This window comes from Microbispora bryophytorum (assembly GCF_006874465.1).
Classification (GTDB): domain Bacteria; phylum Actinomycetota; class Actinomycetes; order Streptosporangiales; family Streptosporangiaceae; genus Microbispora; species Microbispora bryophytorum.
The window spans coordinates 680,327-704,868 of record NZ_VIRL01000001.1 but is presented as its reverse complement, the minus strand read 5'-3'; the positions used below and the strand labels follow the sequence as shown (position 1 = coordinate 704,868).

The 24,542-nt window shown below is 70.9% G+C and carries 28 protein-coding genes and 1 pseudogene; 15 read left to right on the top strand and 14 right to left on the bottom strand.

Translation table 11 applies throughout. The features are described 5' to 3' along the window. Positions 1–13 precede the first annotated feature (13 nt). Together FLX07_RS03390 and FLX07_RS03385 are read right to left on the bottom strand one after the other, a co-directional pair. The gene (locus FLX07_RS03390; RefSeq protein ID WP_142567900.1) at positions 14–628 is read right to left on the bottom strand and encodes a GNAT family N-acetyltransferase; all 615 of its coding nucleotides are present in this window, start codon (positions 626–628) and stop codon (positions 14–16) included. Continuing rightward, positions 625–1,170 carry a DinB family protein gene (locus tag FLX07_RS03385; RefSeq protein WP_142567899.1) on the bottom strand — a complete coding sequence of 182 codons (546 nt, stop codon included), beginning with the start codon at positions 1,168–1,170 and terminating at the stop codon, positions 625–627. The genes FLX07_RS03390 and FLX07_RS03385 overlap by 4 nt, the downstream gene beginning before the upstream one ends. Before the next feature lie 59 nt (positions 1,171–1,229). Here FLX07_RS03385 and FLX07_RS03380 point away from each other — a divergent pair, with 59 nt between their 5' ends. Then, complete coding sequence (locus FLX07_RS03380; RefSeq protein ID WP_142567898.1) at positions 1,230–2,240, top strand: helix-turn-helix transcriptional regulator; 1,011 nt, start codon at positions 1,230–1,232, stop codon at positions 2,238–2,240. A gap of 126 nt (positions 2,241–2,366) precedes the next feature. Here FLX07_RS03380 and FLX07_RS03375 read toward each other — a convergent pair whose 3' ends face one another. Together FLX07_RS03375 and FLX07_RS38260 are read right to left on the bottom strand one after the other, a co-directional pair. Next, entirely contained in the window at positions 2,367–2,963 is a 597-nt protein-coding gene (locus tag FLX07_RS03375; RefSeq protein ID WP_142567897.1) for a hypothetical protein, read from the bottom strand. 117 nt (positions 2,964–3,080) lie between these two features. Continuing rightward, positions 3,081–3,212, bottom strand: a complete 132-nt coding sequence (locus tag FLX07_RS38260) for a helix-turn-helix domain-containing protein (RefSeq protein ID WP_263407669.1) — start codon at positions 3,210–3,212, stop codon at positions 3,081–3,083. Positions 3,213–3,304: 92 nt separating this feature from the next. Between FLX07_RS38260 and FLX07_RS37450 the strand changes: the two genes are divergently transcribed. Together FLX07_RS37450 and FLX07_RS03370 are read left to right on the top strand one after the other, a co-directional pair. Next, positions 3,305–3,649, top strand: coding sequence for a hypothetical protein (locus tag FLX07_RS37450; RefSeq protein ID WP_223853774.1), 345 nt, complete (start codon positions 3,305–3,307; stop codon positions 3,647–3,649). After that, positions 3,577–4,110 (top strand): serine aminopeptidase domain-containing protein, encoded by a 534-nt coding sequence (locus FLX07_RS03370; protein ID WP_229689467.1) that lies wholly within the window; start codon positions 3,577–3,579, stop codon positions 4,108–4,110. Before FLX07_RS37450 ends, FLX07_RS03370 begins: the two co-directional genes overlap by 73 nt. Here the strand turns inward: FLX07_RS03370 and FLX07_RS03365 are convergent. Beyond that, complete coding sequence (locus FLX07_RS03365; RefSeq protein WP_229689466.1) at positions 4,043–4,888, bottom strand: PIG-L family deacetylase; 846 nt, start codon at positions 4,886–4,888, stop codon at positions 4,043–4,045. The genes FLX07_RS03370 and FLX07_RS03365 overlap by 68 nt on opposite strands. A gap of 80 nt (positions 4,889–4,968) precedes the next feature. On the opposite strand from FLX07_RS03365, the gene FLX07_RS03360 reads away from it, so the two are divergent. Next, on the top strand, positions 4,969–5,448 hold the full coding sequence (locus tag FLX07_RS03360) for a hypothetical protein (protein ID WP_223853773.1): 480 nt from the start codon (positions 4,969–4,971) through the stop codon (positions 5,446–5,448). A gap of 31 nt (positions 5,449–5,479) precedes the next feature. Here FLX07_RS03360 and FLX07_RS03355 read toward each other — a convergent pair whose 3' ends face one another. Beyond that, a complete protein-coding gene (locus FLX07_RS03355) occupies positions 5,480–6,679 on the bottom strand; it encodes an MFS transporter (RefSeq protein WP_142567896.1) in 1,200 nt (399 codons plus the stop codon). Positions 6,680–6,826: 147 nt separating this feature from the next. Between FLX07_RS03355 and FLX07_RS03350 the strand changes: the two genes are divergently transcribed. Further along, on the top strand, positions 6,827–7,555 hold the full coding sequence (locus tag FLX07_RS03350) for an alpha/beta fold hydrolase (protein ID WP_229689465.1): 729 nt from the start codon (positions 6,827–6,829) through the stop codon (positions 7,553–7,555). A gap of 34 nt (positions 7,556–7,589) precedes the next feature. Here the strand turns inward: FLX07_RS03350 and FLX07_RS03345 are convergent, their stop codons facing one another. Next, positions 7,590–8,540: a sigma-70 family RNA polymerase sigma factor gene (locus FLX07_RS03345; RefSeq protein ID WP_142567894.1), complete on the bottom strand. Its 951-nt coding sequence runs from the start codon at positions 8,538–8,540 to the stop codon at positions 7,590–7,592. A gap of 154 nt (positions 8,541–8,694) precedes the next feature. Between FLX07_RS03345 and FLX07_RS03340 the strand changes: the two genes are divergently transcribed. The 4 genes from FLX07_RS03340 (at position 8,695) to FLX07_RS03325 (ending at position 13,032) form a co-directional block, all read left to right on the top strand. Next, complete coding sequence (locus tag FLX07_RS03340; RefSeq protein ID WP_208762047.1) at positions 8,695–10,086, top strand: MFS transporter; 1,392 nt, start codon at positions 8,695–8,697, stop codon at positions 10,084–10,086. Positions 10,087–10,286: 200 nt separating this feature from the next. Further along, complete coding sequence (locus FLX07_RS03335) at positions 10,287–10,712, top strand: ester cyclase (RefSeq protein WP_142567893.1); 426 nt, start codon at positions 10,287–10,289, stop codon at positions 10,710–10,712. A 71-nt stretch (positions 10,713–10,783) separates the two neighbouring features. After that, positions 10,784–11,629: an MBL fold metallo-hydrolase gene (locus tag FLX07_RS03330; RefSeq protein WP_142567892.1), complete on the top strand. Its 846-nt coding sequence runs from the start codon at positions 10,784–10,786 to the stop codon at positions 11,627–11,629. 167 nt (positions 11,630–11,796) lie between these two features. After that, positions 11,797–13,032 (top strand): glycoside hydrolase family 16 protein, encoded by a 1,236-nt coding sequence (locus FLX07_RS03325; protein ID WP_142567891.1) that lies wholly within the window; start codon positions 11,797–11,799, stop codon positions 13,030–13,032. A 13-nt stretch (positions 13,033–13,045) separates the two neighbouring features. On the opposite strand, the gene FLX07_RS03320 is transcribed toward FLX07_RS03325, so the two are convergent. The 3 genes from FLX07_RS03320 to FLX07_RS03310 form a co-directional block, all read right to left on the bottom strand. Continuing rightward, positions 13,046–14,146 carry a calcium:cation antiporter gene (locus tag FLX07_RS03320; protein WP_142567890.1) on the bottom strand — a complete coding sequence of 367 codons (1,101 nt, stop codon included), beginning with the start codon at positions 14,144–14,146 and terminating at the stop codon, positions 13,046–13,048. A 197-nt stretch (positions 14,147–14,343) separates the two neighbouring features. Further along, positions 14,344–15,219 carry an NUDIX hydrolase gene (locus FLX07_RS03315; RefSeq protein WP_142567889.1) on the bottom strand — a complete coding sequence of 292 codons (876 nt, stop codon included), beginning with the start codon at positions 15,217–15,219 and terminating at the stop codon, positions 14,344–14,346. A gap of 39 nt (positions 15,220–15,258) precedes the next feature. Continuing rightward, positions 15,259–15,510 (bottom strand): hypothetical protein, encoded by a 252-nt coding sequence (locus tag FLX07_RS03310; protein WP_142567888.1) that lies wholly within the window; start codon positions 15,508–15,510, stop codon positions 15,259–15,261. Between the two features lie 706 nt (positions 15,511–16,216). Between FLX07_RS03310 and FLX07_RS03305 the strand changes: the two genes are divergently transcribed. Continuing rightward, complete coding sequence (locus FLX07_RS03305) at positions 16,217–17,845, top strand: cellulose-binding domain-containing protein (RefSeq protein ID WP_142567887.1); 1,629 nt, start codon at positions 16,217–16,219, stop codon at positions 17,843–17,845. A 161-nt stretch (positions 17,846–18,006) separates the two neighbouring features. Here the strand turns inward: FLX07_RS03305 and FLX07_RS03300 are convergent. Both FLX07_RS03300 and FLX07_RS03295 read right to left on the bottom strand, forming a co-directional pair. Next, positions 18,007–18,420, bottom strand: a pseudogene (locus FLX07_RS03300) (ISL3 family transposase); the annotation flags it as partial. An 88-nt stretch (positions 18,421–18,508) separates the two neighbouring features. Beyond that, positions 18,509–18,877, bottom strand: a complete 369-nt coding sequence (locus tag FLX07_RS03295) for a VOC family protein (protein WP_030510433.1) — start codon at positions 18,875–18,877, stop codon at positions 18,509–18,511. Between the two features lie 63 nt (positions 18,878–18,940). On the opposite strand from FLX07_RS03295, the gene FLX07_RS03290 reads away from it, so the two are divergent. Continuing rightward, positions 18,941–19,390: a MarR family winged helix-turn-helix transcriptional regulator gene (locus FLX07_RS03290; RefSeq protein WP_142567886.1), complete on the top strand. Its 450-nt coding sequence runs from the start codon at positions 18,941–18,943 to the stop codon at positions 19,388–19,390. 279 nt (positions 19,391–19,669) lie between these two features. Here FLX07_RS03290 and FLX07_RS03285 read toward each other — a convergent pair whose 3' ends face one another. Next, on the bottom strand, positions 19,670–20,515 hold the full coding sequence (locus FLX07_RS03285; RefSeq protein ID WP_223853772.1) for a M15 family metallopeptidase: 846 nt from the start codon (positions 20,513–20,515) through the stop codon (positions 19,670–19,672). Positions 20,516–20,689: 174 nt separating this feature from the next. On the opposite strand from FLX07_RS03285, the gene FLX07_RS03280 reads away from it, so the two are divergent. The 4 genes from FLX07_RS03280 to FLX07_RS03265 all read left to right on the top strand — a co-directional run bounded on the left by FLX07_RS03280 (position 20,690) and on the right by FLX07_RS03265 (position 24,126). Further along, positions 20,690–21,523, top strand: coding sequence for a prolipoprotein diacylglyceryl transferase (locus tag FLX07_RS03280; RefSeq protein WP_142567885.1), 834 nt, complete (start codon positions 20,690–20,692; stop codon positions 21,521–21,523). A gap of 368 nt (positions 21,524–21,891) precedes the next feature. After that, positions 21,892–22,197 carry a hypothetical protein gene (locus FLX07_RS36265; RefSeq protein ID WP_167748096.1) on the top strand — a complete coding sequence of 102 codons (306 nt, stop codon included), beginning with the start codon at positions 21,892–21,894 and terminating at the stop codon, positions 22,195–22,197. Beyond that, on the top strand, positions 22,194–23,762 hold the full coding sequence (locus tag FLX07_RS03270) for a radical SAM protein (protein WP_142567884.1): 1,569 nt from the start codon (positions 22,194–22,196) through the stop codon (positions 23,760–23,762). The genes FLX07_RS36265 and FLX07_RS03270 overlap by 4 nt, the downstream gene beginning before the upstream one ends. A 16-nt stretch (positions 23,763–23,778) precedes the next feature. Continuing rightward, positions 23,779–24,126, top strand: a complete 348-nt coding sequence (locus tag FLX07_RS03265; protein ID WP_223853771.1) for a hypothetical protein — start codon at positions 23,779–23,781, stop codon at positions 24,124–24,126. Between the two features lie 51 nt (positions 24,127–24,177). On the opposite strand, the gene FLX07_RS03260 is transcribed toward FLX07_RS03265, so the two are convergent. After that, the gene (locus FLX07_RS03260) at positions 24,178–24,399 is read right to left on the bottom strand and encodes a hypothetical protein (protein ID WP_142567883.1); all 222 of its coding nucleotides are present in this window, start codon (positions 24,397–24,399) and stop codon (positions 24,178–24,180) included. Positions 24,400–24,542: the final 143 nt, after the last annotated feature.

Here is a 24,542-nt window from a genome sequence, read left to right as displayed (position 1 = left end):
CCCGGCGCGATGCTCAGAAGTCGATCCGTACGACGGCTCGCCTGAGGGTCGGCCTGCTCACCTCGGTGAACCCCGCGTCGAGGAAGACGTCGCGGCTGCCGACGTGGAGCTCGCCCCAGGTGATCTCGACGCCCGGCCGGGTGATCATCGGATAGGCCTCCAGGGCCCGGGCTCCCCGCTCACGCGCGAAGTCGATCGTGGCGCGTGCGAGCGCGTACGTCACCCCACGCCGGCGGAAGCCCTTGCGGGTGACGAAGCAGGTCACGGCCCAGACGCTGTCGTCGGTCTCGTCCTCCTGCCGCCCCTTCCAGGGGACGCGGGTGCGGGTGAGCTGGGGGTAGGCCGTCCGGGGCTCGACCGCGCACCACCCGACCGGCTCACCGTCCAGATAGGCTACAAGGCCGCTGGTCGACCGGGCTCCGGGGGTTCCGCAGCCGGTCTGCTCACGCAGACGCGCGGCACGCTCGGCGTCGGAGACCGAGCGCCACTGGTAGGTGAAGATTTTGTAGCGCTGGCAATGGCAGTCGGTCGTGCCGAAGACCGCCTGAAGGTCATCCCACGACGCCCGGTCGGCGGGGACGACGACGAGCTCATCGGCGGGAATCGGCTCGGGGATGTCCTGCCTCATCCCGCCGGCTGGTCCTCTCCGACCAGGCCGTCGACGGACTCGCGGATGAGGTCGGCGTGCCCGGCGTGGCGGGCGTATTCCTCGATCATGTCGATCAGCAGGCGGCGGAGGCTGGGTGACTCGCCACGTGAGCCGGTGTACGCCGCGAGCCGCCCGAGGCCGCCCTCGGCCAGCGCCTGCCGTACGTCTGCCCGGGAGCGGGCCACCGCGTCCTGCCACAACGTCGTCAACTGCTCGGGAGTGTCGTCGGCGGCCGTGCGCCACTCCCAGTCGGGGTCGGCGTCGAAGTCCACGGTGTCCCACGGCGGCGCCGGCGGTCGCCCGAACAGCTTCTGGGAGAACATGTCGTCCTCCACCAGGGCCAGGTGCTTGAGCAGCCCTCCCAGGGTCATGGACGACGCGGCGACGGTCGCCCGCAGGCCGGCCGCGTCGAGCCCGCCGCACTTCCACGCGAGAATGCGGCGCTGGCGGTCCAGCGCGCCCAGCAAGGTGTCGATCTCGTCGCCGGCGACCGGCGGCTCATTAAGGACGTTTTCGGTCATGCAGGGCAGGCTACGGTGCATTCCGGACGATCTACTTCCGGAATGCGACGGGTTGCCGAATGACGCACGACGCGAGCCCGACCGCGCGGGCGCTCCTGCTCCTCGAACTGATCCAGAGCAGCCCCGGCATCACGGCGGAGCGGCTGGCCGGCCGGCTCGGCGTCTCCGAACGGGCCGCCCGGCGCTACGTCGGCATCCTGCGTGAGGCGGGCATCCCGGTCGAGTCCGAGCGCGGCCGCTACGGGGGTTATCGCATCGGCCGGGGGCTCCGGCTGCCTCCCCTGATGTTCACACAGGCCGAGGCGCTCGGGCTGGTGATGGCCGTGCTGAACGGCCACCACGACCTGGCGGACCCGGCCGATCCGGTGGCCGATCCCGTGGGCCGCGCGCTCGGCAAGATCCTGCGGGTGCTTCCCGAGGCGGTCGCCGGTCCGGCCGCGGCCGTACGGAGCCTGAGCACGAGACACCCCGAGCCCGGGGCCAGGACTCCCAGCCCCGAGACCACCGCCGTCCTCGTCCAGGCGTGCGCGGGTCGCCGCCGGCTGCGGCTCGGATATCGCATCCGCCCCGGAGACGAGCGGGTCATGGAGGTCGACCCGTGGGCCGTCGTCGTACGCCGCGGTCGCTGGTATCTCCTGTGCTGGTCGCACACGAGGAACGCCCGCCGCGTGCTGCGGGTGGACAAGGTGGCGGGCGTCGAGGTGCTCGACGTGCCGGCCGCCCCTCCGGCCGATCTGGATCCGGCGCAGATGCTGGAAGACCATCTGTCGGCGGGGTGGCGGCACGAGGTGGAGGTCGTCGTCGACGCGCCCGCCGAGGCCGTTGCCGAGTGGATCCCGCGCAGCCTGGGCCGCCCGGAGCCGATTGACGCGACCACCACGCGCCTGGTGGGCAGCACGGACGAACCGGACTGGTACGTCCGGCAGCTCACGGCGATCCGGGCGCCCTTCCGCATCGTCGGATCACGCGAACTGCGGGAGGCCGCCGAAGCCCTCGGGCGGCGCCTCCTCCAGGCCGGATCCCAGAGCGCCGGGTCCCAGAGGGCCGGATCCCAGAGCGCCGGGTCCTAGAGGGCCGGGTCCTGTTTCTCTGATCACGGCGGGCCGGCCCGGCAGACGGCTGGCGGTGAAGCCGGCGGAGAAGTACGAGGGCGCCGGCGGCGTGGCAGGCGCACGGCGGCGCCGGCCCGCGCGGCTCTAGGCGGAGCAGGTGGCCCAGAGCTCGGCCCAGTTCTCGGCCATGAAGTCGTCGTTCTGATACCAGACCGAGTACGAGTGTTCCTCGGGGTGGACCGAGGTGATGCTGACCTTGGCGGGGTGGCGCTCGTCGACACCGGTGAGGCGCGGGTGGGTGGGCGGGCAGGCCACCGTGAGCAGAGCCTCGCCGCCCGGCGGCATCTTCGTGCTCTGCATGAACTCGAAGCCGGTCATGGGCTCGTGCTGCACATTCGAGCAGAGCACTTCGATCTTCACGGAGACGCGTGTTCCGTGCGGGTCCGACTTCGACTGGGAGTTGCTGAACGACACCTTCACCTGGCGCCCGTTCACGGTGATGCCCGTGAAGTTCAGCAAAGGCCCGTCGTAGGTGTCCTGGATGATGGACGAGGTCCGGGTCGACACCGGGTACGGCTTCGTCGATGGGCACTGCACCGAAACGTAGGCCGAGATGCCCGGCCCGACGGAGGTCGAGTTCGTCATGACCACCGTCTCCTCGGCGAACGCCGGCGCGACGAGAACCGTGAGTGCCGCGGCGGCCATCGCCGTGATCGCGCCCGTCCGCGTGAGCTTGCGCATGTATGCCTCTCCTTGTTCGTCAGGCTTGTCCCTGCGCCGACGACGTTAGAGAGACGGTCTTGCCGCGATCTTGCGCTCGTCGTGTCGAGCGCTTGACGGGCGCTTGGGGCGGGTGTTTCAGCTCGGCATGACGATGGTGGAAAGGAGGCGCCGGGTGCGGCCCGGCGCGGGCTGGTTGGCGAACCTCGGGGCGAGTATTTCTCGCAGGTCCTGCAGGAAGTCCCGGAACTCCTCGTCGCTGAGGTACATGGCCGCCTGCCGGAATCCCACTCCGTCGCGCGCGTGGACGACCCGCAGGCCGTGGTCGCCACCCTCTCCGGCGTCTGAGACGGATCGGCGCGATGCGCGACCTCGACCTCGGCTTCGCCTCGGGCGGCGAGCGGCTCGCCGGCACGCTGACCCTGCCCGACGGCGACGGACCCTTCCCCGCGGTGCTGCTGGTCCCCGGCTCGGGGCCCGTCGATCGTGACTCCAACCACCGGCGCCTTCCCCTCGGGGTGACCCGTCAACTGGCCGAGGCGTTCGCGGCCGCCGGGATCGCGTCCCTCCGGTACGACAAGCGGGAGTGGGGGCCAGCACCGGTGCCTTCCTGGCGGCCGGGTTCCGCGACAACATGGACGACGCCGGAGCCGCACTGGCCGCGCTGCGCGAACGTCCGGAGATCGACCCCGGCCGCGTGGCGTTGACCGGGCACAGCGAGGGCGCGCTGATCGCGGCGAACCTCGCCGCCAACGACCCCGCGGTGGCGGCGGTCGTGCTGCTGGCCGGCACCGCCCGGAGCGGGGCGGAGGCGTTGCGCTGGCAGGCCGCGCGTCTCGCGCCGACCATGCCGGCGTTCGTCCGCGCCGTGCTGCGCCTCACCCGCACCGACCTGGTCGCCAAGGTGACGAAGAACCACGAGCGCATCCGCCGTACGACGACCGATGTCGCCCGCATCGGCGGGGTCCGGGTGAACGCCCGGTGGACCCGCGAGTTCCTCGACTACGATCCCGCGGCCGATCTCGCCCGGATTCACGCGTGGGCCCCGGCGTCCGACGGCCGGGGCACGGCGTTTCCCCGGCCGCGGCCGGGGGCGGGCGTCAGCGCAGGCCGGCGAACAGGTCGTCTTCCTGGTCGGGGGCGGCCACACGGGACGTCGTCCGGATGAAGTACTCGCGCGAGAAGGCCTGGTGCTGGGCCTCCGGCGGCATCTTCAGGAAGGGGATGTTCTCGCCCTGGCTCGCGTGGGCCGCCAGCGCCTTCAGCTTGTTCTCCACGTACGGCGAAACGTCCACGACGCTGGTGATGAGCTCGTCGGGCGTGCCGAAGTCGTCGGGGAGCTCGAAGTCGTCCGGAGCCATGCCGTTCGCCCGCATGAACTCGAACATCTGCCGGATGCCCTCACGCGGCACGGCGGCGTAGTAGAACTTGTCCGGGATGCCGGTCTTCTCGGCCGCCGCGACCGCGATTCGGTGGGCCTGGATGTGGTCGGGGTGCCCGTAGTTGCCGTTCTCGTCGTACGTGACGATCACCTGGGGGCGGTAGCGCTCCATCAGCGCGGCGAGCCTGGCGGCGGCCGTCTCCACCGGGACGTTCGCGAACGCGTCGGGGTGGCCGTTGCCGTCCCAGCCGTCCATGCCGGAGTCGCGGTAGCCCAGCAACTCCAGGTGATCGATGCCGAGGTGGGCGACCGACTCGCGCAGCTCGGCCAGCCGCCGCTCGGCGACCGCGGCGTCGTCGTGGCCGGGCTCGCCAGGCTTCACCCCGCCGGGGCCGTCCCCCTGCTCGCCGTTGGTGCACGTCACCAGGACCGTGCGGATCCCCTCTGCCGTGTACTTCGCGAGGATTCCGCCGGTGCCGATCACCTCGTCGTCGGGGTGCGCGTGCACAGCCATGAGGGTGAGCTCTCGGTCCATTCCGTCCCCCGGAGTGTCGTTTACCGTCACCTGGACGAGCCTATATCGCCCGTTTATCGGCGCGCGGGCGCGTGTCGTTTGAGGCAGCCCGGCCCGGTTAGGCGACCGCTATGGGGATTTATCGAGACATGGCGGCCGGAGCGGTCGCGGGAGCGGCCGGGACGACCGCGCTCAACACGATCACCTATCTGGACATGGTGGTGCGCGGCCGACCGGCGAGCTCGCTGCCGGAGCAGGCGGCCGGTGCGGTCAGCGAGCGGCTCCACGTCGGCCTCGGCGAGGAGGACGTCCGCGGCAACCGGGAGCGGGGGCTCGGCCCGATGCTCGGCATCCTCACCGGCGTCGGTGTGGGCCTGGCCTACGGCCTGTTCCGCCACGCCGTACGGCGGAGGGTCAGCCTGCCCGCCGCGGCGACCGGGGTGGGCGTGGCCGCGGCGGTCGCGGGCAGCGCGCCGATGACCGCGCTCGGGCTCACCGACCCGCGCGAGTGGGGCGTCGGCGGCTGGATGTCCGACCTGGTCCCCCACCTCGGGTACGGCCTCGCCACGGTCGCCGCGTTCGAACTGACCAGGTCCCGCCGCCGGCGCTAGACGTTAGAAGTTAGGCGTTAGGCGTTAGGCGCTAGGAGACCGTGCGGGCGGCCGGGGCCATGCGGGTGGTCACCAGCCACCACATGACCAGTTGCAGCAGGGCCAGCGCCACGGCGAAGGGCGGCAGCGTCCAGGCGCCGATCCCCTGGGCGATCGCCCCCGTGAACCAGGGGAAGACCGCGCCGCCGACCACCGACACCCCGTTGATCAGCCCGATGGCGGTGGGCACCAGCCGGGCCACGGTGAGCCGGGGCGCCACGGCCATCGTGGTGGGGAAGACCGGCCCGAGCCAGAAGCCGAGCAGCACGAAGCTGACGCTGGCCATCGCGGCGCCGGGCACGAGCCAGGCCAGCATCGTGCTGAGCGTGACTCCGGCCAGGCAGAGGAAGGTCATCCCGGTCGCGGTCATGCCGAGCCTGGTGGCGATCGGGCTGATCAGGAAGCGGCCCAGGGTGAGCCCGAGCCAGTAGCCGGAGATGGTGTAGCCGGCCACCAGGTCGCTCTGCCCGTGCTCGTCGACCAGGAAGCTGAATCCCCAGTTTCCGACGCTGATCTCCAGGCCGACGTACACGGCGAGGAACACCGCGCCCAGCAGGACGGCGGGCTGCCGTGACGCGGTGGCCAGCAGGCCGGCACGCTCCGCCTGCTCCTCGGCCGTCGCGGGCGGCGGGGCCTCGCGGGCGGGCAGGGTCAGGTAGAAGCCGATCAGCAGCGGCAGGCTGACCAGGGCCAGCACCAGCCACACGGCCGTCCAGGGCAGGAAGGTCAGAATCCAGGTGGCCAGCAGCGGCCCGAGCAGCGCGCCGACGCCGAAGAACGCGTGCAGGCGGTTGAGCAGCGTCGTCGCCCCGGGCAGGTCGGTGAGGTAGGCGTTCAGCACCGATTCGAAGATGCCCGTGCCGTACCCTGCCACGATCTGGGCCACGAGGAAGGCCAGGAACGGCGGGCGCACCGCCGTGAAGAGACCGGCCAGGGCGAACGTGCCGCCGCCGAGGATGAGCGAGGCCCGGATCCCGAGGCGGTGGATCAGCGGGCCCGCGGTCGAGCCGGACAGCATGAACCCTGCGGAGAAGGCGAAGAACTGGGTGCCGATCGTGGCCTTGTCGAGGCCGTAGTCGTCGATCTGCGCCGGCAGCAGCACCCCGCCCACGCCGGAGCTCAGGCCGACCAGGATGAAGGTGACATAGGAGAGCGCGACCGGCGCCCAGAAATCGCGCCGCAGAGCGGACACCTGACCTCCCGCGTACGAGCAGCCTTCCGGCCACCCGTCAGGCGGGATCGGCCGTATCCGTGATCAACGGTGATCCCGTTTTCCGGCGTCATGCTACTTGGTGCGCCTGTTGCTCCCATAGGGGTTTATCAGGGTTATTGTCGCCATGTGACGGATCACGCGGTGGTTGAGGCCAACGGCGTCGGGATCGCGTACCGGACGTACGGCCCGGTCGACGGCGCGGTCGACGGCGCGGTCGACAGCGCGGTCGACGGCCCGGTCGACGCCGCGCCGCTGATCCTGCTGCACGGCCTGGGCGACGGCATGGCCGGCTGGGACGGCGTGGCCGGGAGATTGGCCGCCGACCGGCACGCGTACGCCCTGGACCTGCGCGGCCACGGTGCCAGCGACTGGCCGGGAGACTACGGCCTGGAACTCATGCGCGACGACGTCCTCGCCTTCCTCGACCTGCTGTCGCTCGGCCCGGTGGACGTGATCGGGCACTCGATGGGCGGCGTCGTGGCCTACCTGCTCGCCGCCGAGCGGCCGGGCCGGGTGCGGACGCTGGTCCTGGAGGACGTGCCGCCCCCGGTGCCGCGCGACCCGCCCCCGCTCGTACGGCCGGAGGAACCGCTGTCGTTCGACTGGGTCATGGTGGAGGCGATCAGACCGCAGATCGACCACCCCGACCCGGCCTGGCTGGAGCGGCTGGGCCGGATCACCGCGCGCACGCTCGTGATCGGCGGCGGGCCGGACAGCCACATCCCCCAGGACCGGGTCGCCGAGATGGCCCGCCGCATCCCCGGCGCCGCGCACGTCACGATCCCGGCCGGGCACCTGGTGCACGAGAACGCCCCCGACGCGTTCGTCCGGGAGGTCGCGGCCTTCCTCGGCTAGAGCGAGACCGCGGCCCTCCTCGGCCACAGCACCGCTAGGCCGTGGGCGGCAGCGAGAAGACGGCGAACAGGGCGGGGTGACCGAACACGACGTTCCGCGCGATGCCGTCCTCGGCGATCGTGAGCACCTGGAGCGAGTGGGCCCGGAAGACGCCGTCGCCGTCGTCCAGGTAGGCCGCGAGCGCGGGCTGCCCGTTGGCGCGCGTCGGCACCATCCGCCAGGGTCCCCGGATGGCGCAGACCCAGCGGATGAAGCTGCCGAACGCCTCCCGCCCGGAGAACCACGACAGGAACGGCGGCATCTCCAGGACGGCGTCCTCCCGCAGCAGCCGCTCCAGGGCCTCGACGTCGGCCTTCTCGAACGCCGCGACGTAGCGGTCGAGCAGGTCGCGGCAGGCCGGGTCGTCCGGTTCGAGGAGGTCGTCCTCGGTGGGAGCCACCCGGGCGAGCTGGGCGCGGGCGCGCTGCAGGGCGCTGTTGACCGCCGCGACCGAGGTCTCCAGCAGGCCGGCGACCTCGCTCGCCCGCCAGGCCAGCACCTCGCGCAGGATGAGCACCGCCCGCTGCCGCGGCGGCAGGTGCTGCAGGGCCGCGACGAACGCCAGCCGGATGCCGCCCCGCGACGCGACGACCGCGGCGGGATCCACCAGCGCGTCGGGGACGGGCTCCAGCCAGGTCACCTCCGGCAGCCGCCGCTGCGGTCCCGCGTCCGGGTCGTCGGACGGGTCGGTGAGGCCGGACGGCAGCGCCCTGCGCCCGCGCTGGTCGAGTGCCGTGAGGCAGGCGTTCGTGGCGATGCGGTAGAGCCAGGTGCGCGGGGAGGCCCGCCGCTCGTCGTAGTCGCCGGACGCCCGCCACGCCCGCAGCATGACCTCCTGCAGCAGGTCCTCCGCGTCGTGCACCGAGCCGAGCATCCGGTAGCAGTGCGTCATCAGCTCACGCCGGTAGGGCTCCGTGATCCGCTCGAACTCCTCGTCGCTCCACATGTGTTCTCCCGCGTCGCGTGGCCGTCACCGGTATCTACCGCCTCGCCGCACCGGACTCATCGGTCGCCGATGAGTTTCCCGGCCGGTCCCGGTACGTACCGGCGAACCCACTGCGGAAGGACACGAAGTGACAATCAGCCATACCGTCCGCCCCGTGACGGCCCGTGCCGGCCGGCCCTGGCCGATGCTGGCGGTGCTGCTCGCCGGTCAGTTCATGGGGCTGCTCGACCTCTACATCGTCAACGTGGCGATCCCTAGGATCGGCGCCGACCTTGGGGCGTCCGGCGCCGCGCTGCAACTGGTCGTCGGCGGCTACATCATCGCGTACGCGACCCTGCTGATCACCGGCGCCCGGCTCGGCGAGCTGTACGGCAGGCGCCGCATGTACGTGATCGGGGTCGCGGGCTTCACCGCTGGCTCGCTGCTGTGCGGGCTCGCGCCCGACGTCGGGACGCTGATCGCCTTCAGGTTCGTCCAAGGAGCCGCGGCGGCGGTCATGGTCCCGCAGATCATGAGCGTGATCCAGACCAGGTTCACCGGCAGGGCCAGGGCCACCGCGCTGAGTGCGTACACCGCGGTGCTCTCGGCCGGTTCGGTCGTCGGGCTGGCGCTGGGCGGGGTGCTGGTCGGCGCCGACCTGGCCGGCACCGGCTGGCGGCCGGTGTTCCTCGTGAACGTGCCCGTGGGCGTTCTGCTCACACTCGTGGTGCCCCGGCTGGTGCCGGCGGACGCGCCGCCGGACCGCGCGCGCGGCCCGCGCCGGCTCGACCTGCGGGGCCTCGCGCTCGCGCTGCCCGCCACACTGCTGGTCGTGCTCCCGCTCGTGCTGGGACGGGAGGCCGGCTGGCCCATGTGGACGTACGCGTCGATGGCGGCGGGGATCGTGCTCGCCGCCGTGTTCGTCGTGGCGCAGCGGCGTACGGCGGCCCGGGGGGACGACCCGCTGCTGAACCTGGACGTGCTGCGCGCGGCCGGCATGCCCTCGGGGCTGACGACGCTGATGGCCCTGATGGTCTCCTACGGCGGGTTCCTGTTCACCTTCGCCGTGCACCTGCAGGGCGTCCTCGGGGAGAGTCCGCTGCGTGCCGGGCTCACGTTCCTGCCCATGGCGGCGGCGTTCGGGCTGGGCAGCTTCTACTGGCGCAGGCTTCCGGGGCGGGTCCACCACCTGCTGCCATCGGCCGGGCTGGCGCTCAGCGTCCTCGGCACCGCGGCTCTGGCCGTCTCGGCGACCGGCGGCCCGGTGATGTGGGCCGCGCTGCTGGTGTACGGCGCGGGGCTGGGCGTCTCGACCAGTCTGCTCACCCACGCCCTGGTCCACGTGCCGCCCGCCCGCGCCGCCGACGCGAGCGGCCTGCTCACGACGACCATGCAGTTCGGCCAGCTCGGTGGTGTGGCGGTGTTCGGCGCGGTGTTCCTCGCCCTGGCCGACCCGCCGCGGCCGGAGGCCATGGGCGTGACCGCCTGGTGGCTGGCGCTGGCCGCGGCCGCGGGCGCGGCGGGCGCGGTCGCCCTGGCCCGCGCCGCACGGCCCCGGCCCGCGTGACCCGAGGCCGAACGGATCCGCGGGATCGGCGCCGGGCCCTCGCGCCGATCCCGCCCTGCGCACTCCTGCGGGTATCGTCCGCGAGCCCAGGGACGCCGCAGGCGCTTCGCCCGTTGCATCCGGCGGTGTTGCGTCTCCTGCGGACGGCCTTTGCCATGGCGGCGTTACCGTGGATGTACGCCTCTGGGGAGTGAACCGCCATGCCTGACGGCCGACAGCTCGCGGACCGCGTGCTGGACGCGGTGAACGATCATGACCTGGCCCGGCTGTCGTGGTGTTACGACCGGCATGCCGTCCTGTCCACCCCGTTGGGCGTGTGCGAGGGGCGCGAGCAGATCGTCCGCTACTGGGAGAGCTTGTTCAAGGGCTTCGCCGACTTGGCCGTGACGGTCTGGAACAGGATGGAGTGCGCCGACCCCGTCTTCAGCGAGTGGACGATGACGGGCACGCACACCGGGCCCTTCACGCTTCCGGACGGCGGTGTCGCGGGCGCGAGCGGCCGGCGGATCACCCTGCGCGGCTGCGGGGCGTGTCAGACGAGGAAGGGCCTCGTGGCCTCCCACCGGAACTATTTCGACCTGCTGGAGCTGTATTCCCAGCTCGGTTTCTCACTCGTCGCCGGCTAGCTAACCCACCCCCGCTTTCAGGTGATTTGTGGTGGTTTACGTAGCCTGAAAGCTGGGAGAGGGGAGGCGTCATGCCCGATCCAGCGGACGCGACCGTGTTCTTCGTTGGAAACGCCACCATGATCATTCGTTCTCACGGGTTCACCCTGCTGACGGATCCGAACTTCCTGCACCGGGGACAGCGGGCCCATCTGGGCTGGGGGCTGAGCACCCGGCGCCGTACGGAACCGGCGATGGAGGTCGGGGAGCTTCCGCCGCTGGACCTGGTCGTGCTCTCGCACATGCACGGCGACCACTGGGACAGGATCGCCAGGAACAACCTCGACAAGGACCTGCCGATCGTCACCACCCGGCACGCGGCGGCCCGGCTGCGCCGCCAGGGGTTCGGCCACGCCGTCGGACTCGAGCCGTGGGAGTACCACCACGAGCGCCACGGGGACAGCACGCTCACGGTGACGGCCACGCCGGCCCGGCACGCGCCGGGTAGGGCGAGCTCGCTGATGCCGCCGGTGATGGGGAGCGTGCTCGACTTCGCCCACGCCGGTGAGGTGGACCTGCGCCTGCACATCAGCGGTGACACGATCATGGACGAGTGCCTGTCGGAGATTCCACGCCGTTTCCCGGACATCGACGTCGGCATCGTCCACCTCGGCGGAACGCGGATCCTCGGCGTCACGGTGACCATGGACGGCGCCCAGGGGGTGGAGTGGCTCAGGCTGATGCAGCCGGAGTCGGCCCTGCCCATCCACTACGACGACTACGAGGCGTTCGCCTCTCCGCTGAAGGACTTCCAGCAGCACGTCCGGCAGGCGGGGCTGTCGCATCTGGTCCACTACCTCATGCGCGGCGAGACCTACCGCCTTCCCGTACGGCAGTCCGGCACACGCCCGCGCCGCCCCGTCATCGGGCCCGGCTGACAAGTTCGAGTCAGGGCCTATTGACGCTCCGCGCAATGGGGTGTTGCATCTTAATTCAAGCCGTAAAGCTTGACTGAAGCGCTGGACACGCCGGCGCGCGCCTCCGCTCACGGCGACGGCGCGCGCCGGAGATCCTGCTGGCATCCCCCCACCAACCGGAGATCTCCATGCGCAAACCCCGGCTCCTCATCATGGCCGCGGCCATGGTCGTCACCCTCAGCGGCCTGGTCGGCGGCACGGGCGCCGACCGGGCCGAAGCCGCCATCGGCCCCGTCACCTGGTCGGACGAGTTCAACGCCGCGGCGGGAACGCCCGTCGACGGCTCCAAGTGGAAGTTCGACACCGGTGGCGGCGGCTGGGGCAACAACGAGCTGGAGTACTACACCAACTCGACCCGCAACGTGTACCACGACGGACAGGGACACCTCGCGATCACCGCCCGGCGGGAGAACCCGTCCAACTACCAGTGCCACTATGGCACCTGCCAGTACACCTCCGGCCGCATCCTCACCGCCGACAGGTTCAGCCAGGCGTACGGCCGTTTCGAGGCGAGCATCAAGATTCCCAAGGGCCAGGGCATCTGGCCGGCGTTCTGGATGCTCGGCGGCGGCAACTGGCCGAACACCGGCGAGATCGACATCATGGAGAACGTCGGCAACACGCCCAACACCGTCTACGGCACCGTGCACGGCCCGGGCTACTCCGGCGGCAGCGGCGTCGGCGGCAACCGGACGATCGGCGCGCCGCTCGGCGACGCCTTCCACACCTACCGCGTCGACTGGTCGCCCAACCTCATCGTCTGGTCTCTGGACGGCTCGGAGTACTTCCGCGTCACGCCCGCCGACATCCGCGGCAACCAGTGGGTCTTCGACCACCCGTTCTTCATGATCCTGAACGTGGCGGTCGGCGGCTACTGGCCGGGCAACCCCGACTCCACCACGTCGTTCCCGCAGACGATGCTGATCGACTGGGTCCGCGTCTCCGCCTGGACCAGCGACGGGGGAGGCGGCACCGGCAGCACCGGCACCGCGCTGAAGTCCAACCTGAACGGCCGCTGCATCGACATCCCGAGCGCGAACCCCGTCGACGGCGCCCGGCTGCAGATGTACGACTGCAACGGCACCGCCGCACAGCAGTGGACGGTCAACGGCGACGGCACGGTCCGCGCGATGGGCAAGTGCATGGACGCGGCGGCGGCCGGCACCGCCAACGGCACGCCGATCCAGCTCTACACGTGCAACGGCACGGGTGCCCAGCGCTTCACGCTCACCTCGGCCGGCGACCTCGTCAACACCGCCGCCAACCGCTGCGTGGACATCGCGGACGTGAACCCCGCCAACGGCGCACGCCTCCAACTGTGGGACTGCACCGGCGGAGCCAACCAGAAGTGGACCCGCGGCTGACCGCGTGACCCGCTCATGGGCTCACCGCCAGGAGCAGGAAGGCGGCGAACAGCGTGAGATGGACGCCCGCCTGCAGGAGGGTGGCCCGTCCGGGCACCACGGTCAGCGTCGCCACGACGACCGTCAGGACGAGCAGCACGATGTGCGTCGGGCCGAGCCCGAGCAGCAGCGGCCCCTTCAGCCACAGCGACGCCGCGGCGATGGTCGGAATGGTGAGCCCGATGCTGGCCATGGCCGAGCCGAAGGCGAGGTTCAGGCTGACCTGCACCCGGGCTCGCCGGGCCGCGCGTACGGCGGCGAGGGTCTCCGGCAGCAGCACCAGCAGCGCGATCACGACGCCCACCGCCGACTGCGGGAGGCTCGCCGCTCGTACGGCCGTCTCGATGGCGGGGGACTCGATCTTCGCCAGGCCGACCACCGCGACCAGTGCGCCCAGCAGCAGCGCCAGGCTGACGGCGGCGGCGCGCGTGGTCGGCGGGGCGGCGTGCCCGGCGGCGTCCGCGCCCTGACCGGCGGGCTCCACCGGCAGGAAGTAGTCGCGGTGCCGCAACGTCTGGGTGAGCACGAACAGGCCGTACAACGCGATCGAGGCGAGCGCGGCGAACGCGAGCTGGGCCGGGGCGAAGGCGGGCCCCGGGCTGCTCGTGGTGAACGTCGGCAGGACGAGACTCAGCGTGGACAGCGTGGCGACGGTGGCCAGCGCGCCTCCGGTCCCCTCCGCGTTGAACACCGCCACCCGCCGCCGCAGCGCCGCGACCAGCAGCGACAGGCCGACGATCCCGTTGCAGGTGATCATTACGGCGGCGAACACCGTGTCGCGGGCGAGTGACGACGCGGCCGGCCCTCCGGACGTGGTGAGGCTGATGATCAGTGCCACCTCGATCACCGTGACCGCCACGGCGAGCAGGAGCGACCCGAAGGGCTCGCCCACGCGGTGGGCGATGACCTCGGCGTGGTGCACGGCCGCGAGCACGGAACCCGCGAGGAAGAGCGCCGCGATCACCACCACGGCGACAGGGATGGTCCGCCCCCACGCCAGCGCGAGCACTGCCACGGCGAGGATCGGAACGAGCGCGGTCCAGGTGGTGGCCAGTCGGCGGAAGAGCAGGATCACATGCTCCTTCCTGCCCAAATAGGACGAATGGTATGAAAGTCATGCACTCGCGGCCGTAGAAGCAGTCGGCGGGCCAGAGCTGTTTGGCCCGGTGCGGGCGTGGGTCAGAGCCGCTTGAGCAGGCGTGGGGCGTGGGCCAGAGCTGTTGGGCAGGCGGGGACGTGGCCGGAGCTGCTTGAGTAAGGCGTGGACGTGGGTCAGAGCTGCTTGAGCAGCCAGCGAGGACCGGCGACCAGGGCGCCGAGGGCCGTCACCCGCTCGCGCAGCCCCCGGTCGGCGGTGACGACGAGGGCGGTCTCCCAGGGCCGCATGCCGCGCACCGCCTCCACGATCGCGTCGTCTCCGCTGCCTCCGGCCACCACGACCGCCAGGTCCCCGGTCATCGGCCCCGGGTCGGCGGCGGAGGCCGCCGCGCCTTCGAGGACCGCGACCATGCGCGGGAACCACCGGGTCAGGGCGGGCACCCCTTCCGGCATCTGGCCGAGGCCCTGCCCGCAGAGCGGGGTCAGCTCGTTGAGCAGGCGGTTCGCGGCGCCCGCGCGGTCCTTCCACCAGCCGTGCTCGGCCCGCGCACCGATGATGTTGGCCATGTCCAGGACGACGACCACGGGGCTCAGCGCGGGCCGAATCCTCGGCCACGAGTCGGCGAAGCCGGGATGCAGTTCCTTCGACACCACCTCGTCGGCCGCCACCCAGCGCATGTCCGCGCTCTCGCCGTTGGCGGGCGCGGCGTCGAGCAGCCCTTCGGCCTCCGCGATCACCGTCTGGAACGACCAGCCGCCGTGGTCGTCGACGTAGAGCCCGCGCACCCGGACGAGATCGGCGTCCAGCGTCGCTTCCTCCTGGGCCTCGCGCAACGCGCCCGTGATGGCGTCCTCGTGGCTGTCGCGTGCGCCGCCCGGCAGCCCCCACGTCCCGCCGTGATGGCTCCACCAGGCGCGCTTCTGCATCAGCACGTACGGCATGCCGTCGAGCGTGTGGTGCACGGTCAGCAGGCCGGCGGCGCCGTACAGTCCCCAGTGCTGGTGCCCCAGCGCGCACAGGGCCCAGCCGTCGCCGTCCTTCGCCGTCATGCGCCCATCTTGCCGCAGCCTGCCGGCGCGCTCCGAGGGTCACCAGTGTTCGAGGGGGACCTCCATCCCGGCGACCAGGTCGAAGAGGGCCGTTCCGTCCTCGATGCGGACGACCTGGACCTGTGTCGCGAAGCCCACGTCCCGAAGGCGCGCGGCGGCTTCATGGGCGGTTCGCGAAAAGTGGTAGCGGTCGGCCGCGCCACCGTCCGGGATGGGCCGGGCCGAGCGGACCTCGAAGCGGTCCGGCGGCCATATGGGGGGAAGGGGAGCGAAGTGCTGCCAACCGGACATGTCTCTCCCGTCGTGCCGTCTTCACAGCAGTGGACCTGTGAGGTCCAGTTGATCGCCAGGGCGTGACGGGGTCGTAGGCCGATCGTTATTAACCGGTAAGCGATCCTTTCTGGTCCGGAGTCCGGAGCCCGTTAGCGTTTGAGCCCTCACTCGTGATTCCCCATTTGTCTGGAGAATCAGGAGATGTCATATCTGGAGAGACGCCCGCTTCCTGCGGCCGGAGGAGCGGGCGTTGTCCTCCCATTTCTCTCTCCACCTCTTCGCGCCGTCGCCGGTGCGGGTGGTGGTTGTTGCCCGATAGCCGTCTCCCGCGGCTCGGCTCTCTCCCCTGCCGGTGCATCCCGCGCCGGCAGGGGTCGCCGCCGTCACGCGTATCGAGGGGTGGCGCCGGCAGCCCGAGGTCTTGGGCGGCAGCGGTCCGATCAACGCCGGGTCCGCCTGCCGCCGCCGCGCTGTTTTCCGCGTTCTCGCCTGAACGTTTCAGCCGATCCCGGAGTCCCGTCCGTCGGTCCCGCGGTCCCTGTGCAAGTGGGAGTGGTCGTACGCGTAGCGGCGTTGTGGCGTGTCGTTGACCGGTGATCTGCGTGCTCGTAGCGTGATCCACGACGTTCCTGTGGATGAACGTGGTTCAGGTGGATGAAACCCTTGTGGGGCCAGGAGCAAGTCCTCGGTCAGGGGCCCTGCACGACCTGCGAGGAGCTCGGGCGTGAAAAGCAGAACCACAACGGGCACCGGGGTGATCAGCGCGCTCGCCGGAGTCGTCGCCCTGACCGGCCTGGCCACCGCCGGAACGGCACAGGCCGCGACCGGATGCGCCGTGACCTACACGACCAACGACTGGCCGGGTGGCTTCACCGCCGCCGTCACGATCCAGAATTTGGGCAACGCGATCAACGGCTGGACCCTCGGATTCACCTTCCCCGACAGCAGCCAGAAGGTGGACACCGGATGGTCGGCCACCTTCAGCCAAAGCGGGCAGAACGTCACCGCCACGAACGTGGACTACAACGCCGCCATCGCGACCGGCACCTCGGTGTCCATCGGCTTCAACGGCACCTGGTCGGGATCCAACCCCCAGCCCGCCGCCTTCACCCTCAACGGCGTCACCTGCACCGGCACCACCACCAACCCATCACCCACCCCCTCACCCTCGCCGTCGCCTTCCCCCACTCGCTCGCCCTCGCCGTCGCCTTCCCCCACTCGCTCTCCCTCACCTTCGCCCTCGCCCTCGCCCTCGACGACACCGTCGAATGGTTCGTTGTACGTGTCGCCGAACGGCAGAGACGGCGCGGCGGGGACACAGTCGGATCCGACGACCCTCACTTCGGCGATCAGCCGCGTCGCCCCCGGCGGGACAATCTACCTGCGCGGCGGGCGGTACGACTTCGTGCAGACGGTCACCATCGCGGCGGGCAACAACGGCAGCTCGAACGCCCGCAAGACCCTGTCCGCCTACCCCGGTGAGACTCCGGTGCTGAACTTCTCGGCCCAGAGCGAGTCCTCGTCGAACCGCGGGATCACCGTGAACGGCTCGTACTGGCATGTGTACGGCATCGTCGTCGAGCGTGCCGGTGACAACGGAATCTACGTCGGCGGCAGCAACAACATCATCGAGCGCACGGTAACCCGGTTCAACCGCGACACCGGGCTGCAGCTCGGGCGGATCGCCTCCAGCACTCCCCGCGACCAGTGGCCGTCCAACAACCTCATCCTCAGCTCGGAGTCGCACGACAACGCCGACGCCGACGGCGAGGACGCCGACGGCTTCGCCGCCAAGCTCACCACCGGAACGGGGAACGTCTTCCGCTACGACGTGTCCCACAACAACATCGACGACGGCTGGGACCTCTACACCAAGACGGACACGGGAGCCATCGGGCCGGTGACCATCGAGGACTCCCTGTCGTACAACAACGGCACCCTCACCGACGGCAGCCAGGCCGGCGACGGCGACCGCAACGGCTACAAGCTCGGCGGCGACAAGATCTCCGTCAACCACGTCGTCCGGCGCAGCATCGCCTACCGCAACGGCCACCACGGGTTCACCTACAACAGCAACCCCGGCACGATGTCGATATCGAACAACGTCGGCATCGACAACGCCGAGCGCAACTTCTCCTTCGACACCGGCACCTCGGTGTTCCGCAACAACACCTCGTGCCGCAGTGGCAGCGGGAGCAACGACAAGATCGTCGGTAACACGGACAGCTCCAACCAGTTCTGGTCGGGCTCCAACGGGTCCCGGTGCTCCTCCTACACCGGCGCCCTGGGGTGGTCCTACGCCTCGGACGGCCGCCTCGTCGTGACCTTCGGCGGTAGGACGGCCACGCCGTAACCGGTCGTCTCGGCACGCGGGGTACTGCACGGGCCGCCGCGGCGGTCTGGCGGGTCAGGTCGGCCGGCAGCCGTTCGTCGCCGGCGGTGGCATGCGCTCTGCGGCGGACCACGACTCAGCCCTGCCGGCCGTACCCCTCCCAGGGTCACCGGCGTCAATGGAACCGCGAGGCCTTCGGCGATCCGGGCCACGGTCAGGTGCTGGACCACGATCGCCTCCAGTGCCCACCGCAGCCCGCGGCGCGAGAGCTTCGCTCGTGGCTCGGCGGCACGGGTGGTGTCCTAGCGCCACACGTGCCCGCAGTCGCCGCACCGGTAATGGCGGGTCGTGACCAGCAGCGTCGTGGAACGCCACCCGAACGGCTCGTGAGCAAGGCGCCTGGTCACGGTGTCCCGCGGCGATCCCTCCGACCCGCAGCGCCGGCACCACTGGTCAGGTTCAACGACATGGCAGGCGAGGACGGCACGGTCGGGGTCGAGTCGTTGGCCGGTGACCTCGAGTCCGAGTTCGTCGAGTCGGCAGAAGGTGGTCAGATCAGCGCAGGCGAAGCCCGCGCCGACGGTAGCGTCGGGCACGGGGTAAACAAACGTCGCCCGGATTATCGAGCCTCGGGCGCAACCGCGGTCTTTGGGGGCCGGTGATCGTCCGGTGGCGTTTGGCCTGTCAGGCGCGGTCGTGGAGAGTGATCTGGTAGCCGTCGGGGTCGGCGAAGGTGAATGTCCGACCGAAGGGGCCGTCGATCGGTGCGGAGACGATGGTGTGACCGTCGGCGACGAGAGCATCGTGAATGGCCTGGACGTCTGTGGCGTGGAGCCAGATCGCGGCACCGATGCCGGGCTGAGCAGCGGATGCGAGATCGGTGCCGGGAACGATGTCGCGGAGTGCGAACGCGATCGGCTTCGTCTCGAAGACGACGGCGTGCGGAGGTCCGGCCTGCGAGCGGACGAGGCCGAGGTACTGCTCGTAGAACGCCTGCGATGCGTCGAGGTCGCGCGCTTGGAGCGAGATGAAGTCGGGGCCGGTGGCGGGCATGATGAAGCTCCTTCTCTTCATGTCAGTTTTCTGACACGGGCTAATCTATGTCAGAATACTGACATGAGTCAAAACGGTGTCGGCATCGACCTGGACAAATCACTGGGCTACTTGCTGAAACGGGCGTCGAGCGCGCTTCGCGCAGCCATGGAGGAGGTGCTGCGGCCGCTCGGGATGAGCGTGACGCACTACTCCTGCCTCGAGCTGCTGGCTCAACGACCGGGCTTGTCGAACTCCGAGCTCGCACGGGGCGCGTTCGTGACCCGGCAGACGATGAACGTGCTGCTCCAGGCCCTGGAACGAGACGGCTACGTGACCAGGCCTGCGGAGGCACCCGTCGGGAAGGTTCTTCCCACGCGGCTCACGCCTCGCGGCCGACGGAGCCTCGAGAAGGCGACCGTAGCGGTCCGGTCCGTCGAGGTCAGAATGCTGGCCGGCATGACCGAGACCGAGCAGTCAGACGCGTTCCGGATCCTGCAGAGCATGATCCGTTCCCTGCGCGATGGCGGGTAGGTGATCGCCACAGGTTGAAGCGGCCTGGCTGGCGCCGTACCCGCCCTTGGCGAGCGAGATGACGACGATGTCCCGGCTGTGGGCGAGCGTGATCAGATGGGACGCGACGAGACGGCGTCCCATGCTCTGCCCACGTTCGCATCGAAGGGCTCGGGACGAAGCGATCCCAAGCGCGGGCACAACGGGGGCACACCAAGGTGCGAGATGCCCGAAAACGTCGAGAAACGATGAGGGATCGAATCGCAGGTCAGAGGCCCGCCCGTGGCATCGGCACGGATCTCAGCGGCCGTTCTCCGAGAAGTGCTGGTAGTCCTTGGCACCGGACCACGAGCCGCCCCAGCCCCAGCCGATCTGCCCGAAGGCCCGAACGACACGGTCTCCACTGTTGATCACGCCGGGCTTCTTGAGCGGCCGGTCCACGAACGCGTCCGCGTTGCGGTGGGCGTTGGAGCCGTTCGCGTACACGTACGGGTTCTCCCGCGGGTTGAGGTCCACCGCCAGGCCGTACGCGTGGTTGGACCAATTGCCCGAGCCGGTGGCGTTGCGGCAGTTGAAGGCCGAGGTGTTGTCGGCGTCGATGGAGTCGTTGTCGCTGCCCTTGTAGACGTCGACGGGCACCATCCGGCGGATGGGGTAGCGCATCTCGTAGAGCTTCCCGAAGACGGAGGCCACGTCCTCGGCGACCTTTTTGTTGATCACGAGTACGCCGGTGTGCGCCTGGTCGTCGAAGCCCCAGTAGGTCATGGTGATCTTACGCAGCCCGCTCAGCGGAACCGGGCAGCCCGGACGCCAGGACTGCCGGACGTCGTCACGGGACACCTTTTCGATCTTCGCGGAGAAGGGGGGTGGCCCGCTCGGGCTCGGCGCGGGCCCGTTCCCGGGCGCGGGCGAGCCCGGCGCGGGCGAGGGCATGGCGGACGACGGGGTGGCGGACACCGAGGAGGTCGGTCCGGCGGAGGGGGCGGCAGGCGTGGACGAGCCCAGTGCCGCTGACGCCGGGGCGGGCACGGACACCCGGGTCCGGGCGGTGGCGGACGCGCCGGCGTCGCCGACCCCGGCGCAGCCGGTCACACCGACGAGGGCCGCCATCACTACCGCTGACCTGCGGTTCCACAAGGAGGTCATAGGCGCAGGTTACCCCTGGCCGAGGCGTGCGGGGGGCGGTCGCGCACGCTCCTGTGGACAGCGGGATCCCTGTGGACAAAGACCCGCACGGTTGGCGGGAATCGCGTGGTGAAGGGATGAGAGCCGTATGAATTGACGATCGGAATCGTCGTGGGCCGCCGCTAGGGTGGCGTCGTGCTTGAGCAACTACGCTTCGGCGGGGTGACCGTGCCGACCCACGCGTTTTTCGTGGGTCTCGGCGTGATCCTCGCGAGCGTGGTGTTCGTCCTGGAGGCGCGGCGCCGGGGGGCCTTACGGGAGGAGTCGCTCGTCGCCGTCACCGGCGCGTTGGTCGGCGGGGCGATGGGCATGCGGCTGTCCGGCTGGGCCGAGCATCTCGACCCCGCGCTCAACCCCGGCCTTGTCGAGGCGTGGATGTTCGGCGCTCGGAGCATTCTCGGCGGCCTGACCGGCGCGTACGTCGGGGTGCTGGTGGCGAAACGGCTGGTCGGCTACCGGGAGCGGACCGGTGACCTGTTCGCGCCCGCCGTCGCGCTCGGCATGGCCGTCGGCCGCATCGGCTGCTTCCTCACCGAGGCCCCCGGCCGTCCCACGAGCCTTCCCTGGGGCGTCCACGCACCCGCCACCGTGCCGGAATGCCCCGGCTGCCTGTCCGGGCAGGCCATGCACCCGTCTTACCTGTACGAGACCGTCTTCCAGCTCGCCGCCTTCGGCGCGTTGCTGTGGGCGCGGAGCCGGGTCGACCGACCGGGCGAGCTGTTCACCCTGTATCTGGGCGCGTACGCCCTCTTCCGGTTCCTCGTCGAGTTCACCAGGGCGAACGAGACGGTCTGGCTCGACCTGACCCGCCCGCAGTGGTTCCTCGTCCCGGGGCTCATGCTCCTCGCCGTCCGCCTCGGGCTCGGATATCGCAAGGGGTTCTACGATCGGCTGCTCTCCCGGCGGGGCGAGCGGCGACCGCTGTTACCGGCCGCCCGGCTGTCACCCGCGGGCGAGGAGGAAAGATGAGCACACCCCCCGAGCCGCCCGAGCGGCCGCACGACCCACAGCCGGACGATGCTCCCGGGCATCCGCACGATTCGCAGCCGGGCGATACTCCTCCCGGGCACCCGGGCGACCCGCAGCCGGGCGATGCTCCCGGGCACCCTCCCGTGCCGCCGCCTCCTGGCGCGCCGTACGGCCCGGCAGGCCCACCGCCGTCGCAAGGTCCGGGCGGGCCGCCGCCTCACGGTCCGGGCGGCCCGCCGCCTTTTGGCCCTGGTGGGCCGTACGGGCCCGGGGCCGGTGGTCCCTACGGACAGGGTGGGCCCTACGGACCGGGCGGGCCGCCGCGCGCATGGCCGCCGCCCCCGCCCCCGGCCCCGAACACGACCGGCGTGGTCATCGCGATGACCATCGCGGGGATCGTGGCCTACGTCGTCGTCAACTTCGTGCTCTTCCTCGCGACCCTCGCGGCGGCGGACGGAGTCGCGAGCGATCACAAGAGGCTCGCGCTCATCGGCGGATCCGTGCTCCTGGCCGTGATCGCGTTCGGCGGTGGAACGCTGCTGCTTCTCCTCCGCAAGCCCTGGTCGCGGGGGCTCGGGCTGGGTCTGATGATCGGCTGGGCGCTCCTGACGATTTTCACCGCCGGCTTATGCACCGGCGTCAACCCCTCGTTCTACACGGACGGACTCCTGTGACCACCGGAATGCCCCTGCGGGGAGATCGCATCCTCCGCTACGTCAACGCGTTCTGCCCCCGCTGTCACGACGAGCGGCCGGACCGTCCGCTGGCCGAGGTGCCGCGCCTGTCCGGCTGGCTCGCGGCTCGCGACGGCCGGGTCTACCTGGAGCGCGGCTGCCGCACCCACGGCATGGTCAGGACCCTCTACGACGAGGACCCGGAGATCCTCGCCTACCTGGAGGAGTGGACCGCCCCCACCAAGGCGCATCTGCCCGACGTCGCGGGCAACTTCGATCCGGTCCCCGAGGCGTACCTGCGGGGGCTGCCGGAGATGCAGACCCAGCACACGTGCATCCTCCTTGAGGACGTGGCGGAGGCGTGCAACCTGCGCTGCCCGACCTGCTTCACCGACTCCTCGCCCGACCTGCGGGGGATCGTGCCGGTCCGTGAGGTGCTCGCCAACGTGGACCAGCGCCTGGCCCGTGAGAACGGCCGTCTCGACGTGCTCATGCTCAGCGGCGGCGAGCCGACCCTCCACCCCGACCTGCCCGAGTTGCTCGCCGAGCTGACGGCACGGCCCGTCACCCGCATCCTGATCAACACCAACGGCCTCCTGGTGGCCCGGGACGACGCCCTGCTCGACCTGCTCACCGAGCACCGCGAGCGGGTCGAGGTCTACCTGCAGTACGACGGCCTGTCGGCCGAGGCGTCCCGGCACCACCGGGGCGGCGACCTGCGGCGGCTCAAGGCGGAGGCGCTGCGGCGGCTGTCGGAGCGGGAGATCTTCACGACGCTGGTCATGACGGCCGCCCTCGGAGTGAACGACGGCGAGATCGGCGACGTGGTGCGCCTGGCCCTCGACACGCCGTACGTCGGCGGGGTGTCGATCCAGCCGCAGTTCGGCTCGGGGCGGTCCCTTGCGATCGACCCGATGGACCGGCTCACCCACACCGGTGTGCTCAAGCGCCTCGGCCCCCAGACCGACGACCTGGTCACCTGGCGCGACCTGACCGCCCTGCCGTGCTCGCATCCGCACTGCTGCTCGGTCGGCTACATGATCAAGGACGACGCCGACCGGTGGCGCTCGCTGACCGCGTTGATCGGGCACGACCGCCTCAAGGAGAACCTGGGGCTCGTCGCCAACCGCATCGCCGACGGGGAGATCCCCCGCCAGCTCCGCGCGGCCGTGCAGGAGTCGCTGCTGGGCCTGCTGTCGGAGCAGTCGTCGCTGTCGCACCCCGAGATCGGCAAGGTCTGGCGCGATATCTGCGAGAACTGCGACCTCGGGATGACGACCCTGCTGACGCTCGCGTCCTCGGCCCTGCCCGGGCGCAGGCGGCGGCTGAGGCGGCTGCTGGGCGAGAGGGTCGTACGCATCACGATCAAGCCCTTCATGGACATGTCCACGATGCTGGAGGAGCGCCTGGTGCAGTGCTGCGTCCACGTCGGCACCCGCTCCGACCAGGACCAGTGCGCGCCGTTCTGCGCCGTGCAGGCCTGGCCCGCGCTCGCGCGTCAGCGCCTGTCCGCCGTCGCCGCGGCCGATGCCGGCCTACGGCTCCCGCTGCTGGAGATCACATGACAGGCGTGAGGCGGCGGTGACCACCGGAGAGGGACCGGCGCCCGCCACCCGGCCGACCGGCGTCGCGTACGAGCAGGCGCGCGCCGCCGAGACGGCCCGGGCGTCCGAGGGTGGGCAGGCCAAGCCGTACGACCCGCTGAAGCTGTGCGTCTACGCGACGGTGGCGCTGCTCGCCTGGCTGTTCGGGGCGTGGGCCGTGCTCGGGTTCGCGGCCCTCGGGTTCGCCGGATACTGGCGGGCCCGCCGTGCGGGGCTCACCAGGAGCAAGTGCTATCTCAGGGACACCCGGCTCGTCCTCGCCTACCTGGGGCTGATCACCCTGGTCGCCGCGGCGGCCCTCGTGCTCCCGCACACACTGCGGTAGGCGTTCCGGCAACGGGCGCCGGTAACACCAGGACGTGGAGCACGAGCCTCATCAGGCGTCGGGAGCGGCCCCGCGCCGTATGTGGCCGAACTCGTCCGCCGGATAGCGCGCCTGCTTGCTCTCGCAGAGGCGCCGGTGGAAATCGTCCATCACCGCTGCCGTTCCCGCATGCCTGTCAAGGATCTCGGCGGCGGGCGCGGCGACACCCTCGGCCGGTTCGCTCTCCACGCGAGGAAACGCCGAGACCTCCCTGCCGGCGAGCCAGGAGCCCAAGGTGCGCGGGATGTGCCGGTGCCCAGCGGGGTGGCCTCCCGTAAGAGCGTGGCAAGCCGGCGATCGCTCATCAGGGCGAACGCGGTGGACACCTTCGCGTAGGCGGCGACACGCGCCAGGCGCCGCTGCTCCGGATACGCCAT

Excerpts from the sequence above, each read along its gene's own strand:
- FLX07_RS03390 (WP_142567900.1), bottom strand. The coding sequence starts at position 628 with ATGAGGCAGGACATCCCCGAGCCGATTCCCGCCGATGAGCTCGTCGTC.
- FLX07_RS03385 (WP_142567899.1), bottom strand. The coding sequence starts at position 1,170 with ATGACCGAAAACGTCCTTAATGAGCCGCCGGTCGCCGGCGACGAGATC.
- FLX07_RS03380 (WP_142567898.1), top strand. The coding sequence starts at position 1,230 with ATGACGCACGACGCGAGCCCGACCGCGCGGGCGCTCCTGCTCCTCGAA.
- FLX07_RS03375 (WP_142567897.1), bottom strand. The coding sequence starts at position 2,963 with ATGCGCAAGCTCACGCGGACGGGCGCGATCACGGCGATGGCCGCCGCG.
- FLX07_RS38260 (WP_263407669.1), bottom strand. The coding sequence starts at position 3,212 with ATGTACCTCAGCGACGAGGAGTTCCGGGACTTCCTGCAGGACCTGCGA.
- FLX07_RS37450 (WP_223853774.1), top strand. The coding sequence starts at position 3,305 with ATGCGCGACCTCGACCTCGGCTTCGCCTCGGGCGGCGAGCGGCTCGCC.
- FLX07_RS03370 (WP_229689467.1), top strand. The coding sequence starts at position 3,577 with ATGGACGACGCCGGAGCCGCACTGGCCGCGCTGCGCGAACGTCCGGAG.
- FLX07_RS03360 (WP_223853773.1), top strand. The coding sequence starts at position 4,969 with ATGGGGATTTATCGAGACATGGCGGCCGGAGCGGTCGCGGGAGCGGCC.
- FLX07_RS03345 (WP_142567894.1), bottom strand. The coding sequence starts at position 8,540 with ATGTGGAGCGACGAGGAGTTCGAGCGGATCACGGAGCCCTACCGGCGT.
- FLX07_RS03335 (WP_142567893.1), top strand. The coding sequence starts at position 10,287 with ATGCCTGACGGCCGACAGCTCGCGGACCGCGTGCTGGACGCGGTGAAC.
- FLX07_RS03330 (WP_142567892.1), top strand. The coding sequence starts at position 10,784 with ATGCCCGATCCAGCGGACGCGACCGTGTTCTTCGTTGGAAACGCCACC.
- FLX07_RS03325 (WP_142567891.1), top strand. The coding sequence starts at position 11,797 with ATGCGCAAACCCCGGCTCCTCATCATGGCCGCGGCCATGGTCGTCACC.
- FLX07_RS03315 (WP_142567889.1), bottom strand. The coding sequence starts at position 15,219 with ATGACGGCGAAGGACGGCGACGGCTGGGCCCTGTGCGCGCTGGGGCAC.
- FLX07_RS03310 (WP_142567888.1), bottom strand. The coding sequence starts at position 15,510 with ATGTCCGGTTGGCAGCACTTCGCTCCCCTTCCCCCCATATGGCCGCCG.
- FLX07_RS03295 (WP_030510433.1), bottom strand. The coding sequence starts at position 18,877 with ATGCCCGCCACCGGCCCCGACTTCATCTCGCTCCAAGCGCGCGACCTC.
- FLX07_RS03290 (WP_142567886.1), top strand. The coding sequence starts at position 18,941 with ATGAGTCAAAACGGTGTCGGCATCGACCTGGACAAATCACTGGGCTAC.
- FLX07_RS03285 (WP_223853772.1), bottom strand. The coding sequence starts at position 20,515 with ATGACCTCCTTGTGGAACCGCAGGTCAGCGGTAGTGATGGCGGCCCTC.